The sequence below is a fragment of the Nonomuraea sp. NPDC049784 genome, assembly GCF_040659615.1.
Taxonomy (GTDB): Bacteria; Actinomycetota; Actinomycetes; order Streptosporangiales; family Streptosporangiaceae; genus Nonomuraea.
In genome coordinates this window covers 1-4898 of sequence record NZ_JBFAMX010000699.1, presented here as the reverse complement: position 1 = coordinate 4898, position 4898 = coordinate 1, and the positions used below count along the sequence as shown (strand labels likewise).

At 67.8% G+C, this 4898-nt stretch carries 6 protein-coding genes; 1 reads left to right on the top strand and 5 read right to left on the bottom strand.

The window, feature by feature from the left end; all coding sequences use genetic code 11:
• The coding region (locus AB0J09_RS56155) for a hypothetical protein (protein ID WP_360710714.1) at positions 1-952 on the top strand (952 nt) is incomplete at its 5' end.
• A gap of 315 nt (positions 953-1267) precedes the next feature.
• Here the strand turns inward: AB0J09_RS56155 and AB0J09_RS56150 are convergent.
• The 5 genes from AB0J09_RS56150 to AB0J09_RS56130 all read right to left on the bottom strand — a co-directional run.
• Complete coding sequence (locus AB0J09_RS56150) at positions 1268-1498, bottom strand: hypothetical protein (protein ID WP_360710711.1); 231 nt, start codon at positions 1496-1498, stop codon at positions 1268-1270.
• A gap of 12 nt (positions 1499-1510) precedes the next feature.
• On the bottom strand, positions 1511-1717 hold the full coding sequence (locus tag AB0J09_RS56145) for a hypothetical protein (RefSeq protein ID WP_360710708.1): 207 nt from the start codon (positions 1715-1717) through the stop codon (positions 1511-1513).
• A 205-nt stretch (positions 1718-1922) separates the two neighbouring features.
• A complete protein-coding gene (locus AB0J09_RS56140) occupies positions 1923-2192 on the bottom strand; it encodes a hypothetical protein (RefSeq protein WP_360710705.1) in 270 nt (89 codons plus the stop codon).
• Positions 2192-3856, bottom strand: coding sequence for an ABC transporter ATP-binding protein (locus tag AB0J09_RS56135; RefSeq protein WP_360710702.1), 1665 nt, complete (start codon positions 3854-3856; stop codon positions 2192-2194). Before AB0J09_RS56135 ends, AB0J09_RS56140 begins: the two co-directional genes overlap by 1 nt.
• A gap of 260 nt (positions 3857-4116) precedes the next feature.
• Positions 4117-4898, bottom strand: a 782-nt coding sequence (locus AB0J09_RS56130; RefSeq protein ID WP_360710699.1) for a hypothetical protein, incomplete at its 5' end; no start/stop codon positions are given.

The window sequence follows — 4898 nt, the reverse complement described above, 5'->3', positions numbered from 1 at the left end:
CCTCACGATGCCCTCACCCAGCGCGAACGCCATGAGCGGGCGGCGCGTGGGAGCGCATCATGTCGCGCTGCATGAGCAGCGCCTTGACGCCTTACGTCACCTCGACGATTACCTCGGCTCCGGCCGCGTCTACGCTGGCGCCGTCGGCGAGTACGAGATGATCACCGGCACGCTGCGCTCGGCGTCCTACACCGAAGCGATCGAGCGCCGACTCATCGCCGTCGCCGCTGACGCACAGCGCGCCGCCGGCTGGACGGCCTACGACAGCGGGCACCCGGAGGTGGCAGAGGAACACTTCGCCACCGCCGCCGAATTGGCCCTGCGATCCGGAAATCCGGAGGTAATGGCCAACACCTGCGCGTTCTGGGCAATCAAGTGCTATTCGACCAACGAACCCGATGCCGCCGCTGCTCTGGTAGAGGCCGCCCACACCTACGGGAACGCCACCGGATCAGCTCGGATGACCGCGATGCTGCAGGCCCGCGCCTGCCGCGCCTATGCCCACGCCAACGACCCGCGCGCCTCTGACCGCGCGGCCAATGCTGCGCTGAGCGCCTATGAGAACGCGACGCCGCTAGAGGAGGATCTGGCCTCGCTGTACTGGGTCAACCAGGGCGAGATCCATCAGCTGCTGGGGAGCTCGGCGCTGAACCTTGGCCGCCCCGCCCTCGCCCTGCGTCACTTTGAGCAGGCGACAGCCTCCAGCCGCAACGAAGCCTACGACGGGGATTCCTTTCCGCGTGGGGCGGCGATCTACGAGGCGCGGGCCGCTGAGGCGTATCTGGCGTTGAACGACCTCGACGAAGCTGTCCGTACGGCGCGTAAAGCGATCGATCACATGGGTGGGGTGAGTTCTGCTCGGGGAAGCAGCGCGCTCATCAATCTTCGGGCCAAATTTCGCGAGCACGGTCGTGAGCCGGTGATCAAAGAGTTCTTGGATATGACCCGATAGCGATCGGCAGGGGAGCTGAGGGCTGGGTCGTCGCGGTGGCCCGCGAGGTCCTCCAGTCAGTACGGCGGCACGAGGAGGGCGAGAACTCGATGGGACTGCGGCGATACATCGTGGCCGCCGCCGACCTCCCGCCGCACCGCCTTAAGCAGCACCGTCCGGATCGCCTCAGCGTCCCTGTCCCGAGCCTTCCCAAGCGGTCGACCAGCCTGCGTGCAGGCACGCGCTCGGCGCTGCCATGACAGGTCATGCAGGTCGATCAGGTCGCCTTTGCCCTTCTTAGTAGGCACCGGCCGTCGCGGTCCACCTCGCGCGCTGTCAAAGGTGTGGACCGCTGCGGCAAACACGCGGCGGTCCGGCCTCGCTGCGTGACCTTCCCGCGGCCGTGGCGGTGATGGCGAGCCCGCCCTCGGTGGCGAGGTCATACAGAACCGGCGTGTAGTAGCTGCGGATCTCGGCCTCGGTGGGGACATAGGGCAGTTTCTTGGGCTGGCGCTGCACCGGGAGGTCGAGTTGCGGGGGAGGGCGGTCAAGCCGCCCACCTCCCACGACTGGAGATCCTCAGACGTCACCGCATCCGACACGGACCGTCATGGCTTGCAGGTAGGCGTCGCCCTCATGCTGTACTTCACCGTCGACCGTGGCCGTGCATCCGGAGACCACGACCCTCGGCCCTGCCACCACCGCCCTGGCGTAGCCGTACTGGGCTTCCCAGACGCCGCCCGAGAAGATCCTCGTCTCCTCGCGCACGCACCTTGCCTGAACCATCGGGCGTCCCTTCCTCAGGCCCTAGCCGCGGACTGCGGCCAGGGCGTCTGTGACCGACCGCGTGCGCGGGGGTCCCCGCGCGGCGGCCTCGGAGGCGTGGCCGGAACTGGAGGCAGAGTTCCGCCACCTGGCATGAAGAGGGTGGCAGGTGCGGCCCTCCGGCGGTACGGCCGTCCATCATGGCCGAGGACCGTCCGGTGGCCGATCATGATGTCTCCCCCTCCAGCGAAGCGTTACCGCGGTCCTGCTGGAGGAGCCAAAGATCGCGGAAGAGACCGGCTTGGGTCGTCAGCTGGGAAAACGTGCCCTCGGCAGTCACACGCCCACCTTCCATGACCACGATCCGGTCCGCGACGACCGTGTTGGCGAGGTTGTGGGTGACCAGAACGATCGCCCGGTCACGCGCAAGCTCGCGCAGCCCGGTGAACACCAGATGTTCGGCGCGGGCGTCTAGGTCGGAGGTGGGCTCATCCATCACCAGCAGGCCGGCGTCTCGGTGGATGCCCGAGCTCCCGCGATGCGCTGCCATTGGCCGGAGGACAGGGCCTGGCCGCCCCACCATTCGCGGGCCAGCAGCGTGCCCAGGCCGCTGCGCAGCACGTTGATGACCGCGTCGGCGCCGCTGGCGGCCGCGGCGCGATGGACGGCGTCGTCCCCGCCGGGCTGGGGTTGGCCGAGGTGGATGTTCTCGCGGGCGGTCATCGGCCAGCGGGCGAACTCCTGCGGGACGACCGCGCACTGTTTCCACAGGGCGTGCGGGTCCAGGTCGCGGGTGCTGACGCCGTCCCAGGTGACTACCCCCTCTGTGGGCAGGTTGAGCCCGGACAGCAGTTTCATCAAGGTGGTCTTGCCGGAGCCGTTCTCCCCCACCACGGCGACGATCTCGCCTTGCCGCACCTCGAAGTCCACCTCGTGCAGGGTGGCGGCTTCGGCCTCGGGGTAGCGGTAGGTGACCTGGTGCAGCGCGACCTGCTTGGGGCGGTCCGGCACGATGGTGCCTCGGTCCAGGCGCTGCCCGGCGGTCTCCTGAATGAATGCCTCCCAGTCGTCCATGTACCGGCCGGTGCGCATCAGCTCCGAGCCGTACCCAACAATGCCGTGCAGCCCTGAGGAGGCCGAGCGCAGCGCGAAGACCAGCGTGCCGGCCGCTGCGGCGGTGATGGCCCCAGTGCCGAGCAGCAGCATCACCCCGGCCCACATCAAGGCCGAGGCCAGGCCGCCGATGCAGGACCCGATGAGGTTGATCTTGGCGCGCTTCCAGGCGGCGTCATCGTTGACCCGGTCCACCCGCACCCCGAACGCCCGGTACTTGGCGAGCAGGTAGCGGGCCAGGGTGTCCGTACGGATCTGATCGGCTTGCTCTTTGTGGGTCAGGTGCCAGCGCAGCATGCTCAGCATCCGGCGCTCCTGGAAGGTCTTCAATATAGCCAGGTAGGCGACCCGCTCACCGGCGAGGGACGCCAGCGCCTGCGGGACGGTGGTCAGCACAAGCAGCGGCAGCAGGACCGGCACCAGCGTGGCGATCACCACCGTAGCAGCGATCAGGGTGGTCACGGAGGCGACCAGGTTCTGCGACTCGCCGATCATGTCCTGGCTGACGCTGACGCCCCGGTCGGCCTTGTCACACCGGTCATCGAACCCCGGGTGATCGTAGGCGGCCATCTCGGCGTTCGTGGCCGCCTCCAGAAGGCGGTACTCGGCTTCGCGGCCGATGCGCGGGCCCAGTCGGTTCGACAGACCCCCTACCGCGATGCCCAGAAGCGCGCGCAGACCGGCAGCACCGGCCAGGACCGCGATCGAGGGCAGGGCCTCACGCAGGTGCGCGGGGTCATGGGCGGACTGGATCAGCGCGCCGAGCGCCGCGGTCGTGGCGAGCAGGCCGAGCGCCTCCGCCAGGCCGGAGATGATCTGGCAGGCCAGCAGGACGATCACTGCGCGCCGGTCCACGGACCAGGCCAGAGCGAACGATCGGCGGACCAGTTGCGGCAGGCGTCGGCTGAGTTGCCTCCAGGTGAGGTGATCGGTCCATTCGGTGTCGCCGCCGTTGAAGTTGAACGTCAGCTCTTCGCTGTGCTGCTGTTCTTCGCCGTGCTGGTGCTGTTCGGGGGTGGGGTCGGCGACGGTTGCCTTGTCGGACACGTCAGCGGGCTCCTTTCCGGTGCGGGGGCGAACGGGGCGAGGCCATTGCGTGCTCTGCGGTACTGCGCGTACGGCCCGAACATCACTCGACTGGCTGCCTCACTCGCCCGGGCCGTCACGTAGAGCTCCTTAACAAGGGCTGTGCGTAACAGTTTCAGACGCCACCGACAATCCGTGGCTTTCCGTGATCGACTCACTTCCTAACGTGATGGCGGGTTCTATCGGGGGCTCCTCCAAGCGGCAGCGGCCCCAGCCTGTGCTCAGTGGCCGGGGGCGAGGTCAGGCCGGACGGCGACAACGTTGCGGAGGAAGGTGCGCTTGGAGTAGTAGGTGCGCTCCTGCGTCAGGCCGCGCGCGATGAGGTAGTCCTGGAGCCAATGGCTGATGCGTTCCATCTCCGCCAGCACCTCGTTCTGGTCGTGGTCCAGGATGCTGCGCGAGCGCCGGTACTCCAGCTCGCACTGCGAGAGCCTCACGTCCGATGCGGCAAGGAGCGAACAGTGGTCGAGGAAGATGCCGTAGATGTGCCCGGTGATCATGGATTCGCACTGGATGTCGTAGCGGACGCGGCGGTAGGGCGGCATGGCCTGCACCTGAAGGCCCATCTTCTCGCGTAGATACTCCTCGAAGCCGCTGGGCGGGACATCCAGGTCGGTGGAGAGCTGTTCGCGGCGCGCGAAGGCGTCCTCCGCAAACCACTTCCGCTTCAGCGCGTGGCCGCCGTTCACCGTCCGGATGAAGGAGGCATAGCCGAGTTCCTCCTCGGGTCCGGTGACGTCGAAGAGATGGTTCTCGGTGAAGTAGATCTGGAACTCATTCCGGTACTCCGGCCGGCAGCCATCCAGGACACCGTGCCGCAGAGCCTTCAGCAACTCCATGGCGGCCGCCCAGATGTCCGTTCCCGGCGTCAGGTTGAACTTGTGCTCCAACTCGGTTCCGGCGAAGTGAGTCTGGAAGTACCGCTTGTGGTTGTTCAGGCGGGGCGCCGCGCAGGCGTGGGCCTCGAGTGCGGGGGTCAGCCAGCGCAGAGCCTCCACCGGCC

Coding starts and splice junctions, on each gene's coding strand:
- AB0J09_RS56140 (WP_360710705.1), bottom strand. CDS start 2,192: ATGGATGAGCCCACCTCCGACCTAGACGCCCGCGCCGAACATCTGGTG.
- AB0J09_RS56145 (WP_360710708.1), bottom strand. CDS start 1,717: ATGGTTCAGGCAAGGTGCGTGCGCGAGGAGACGAGGATCTTCTCGGGC.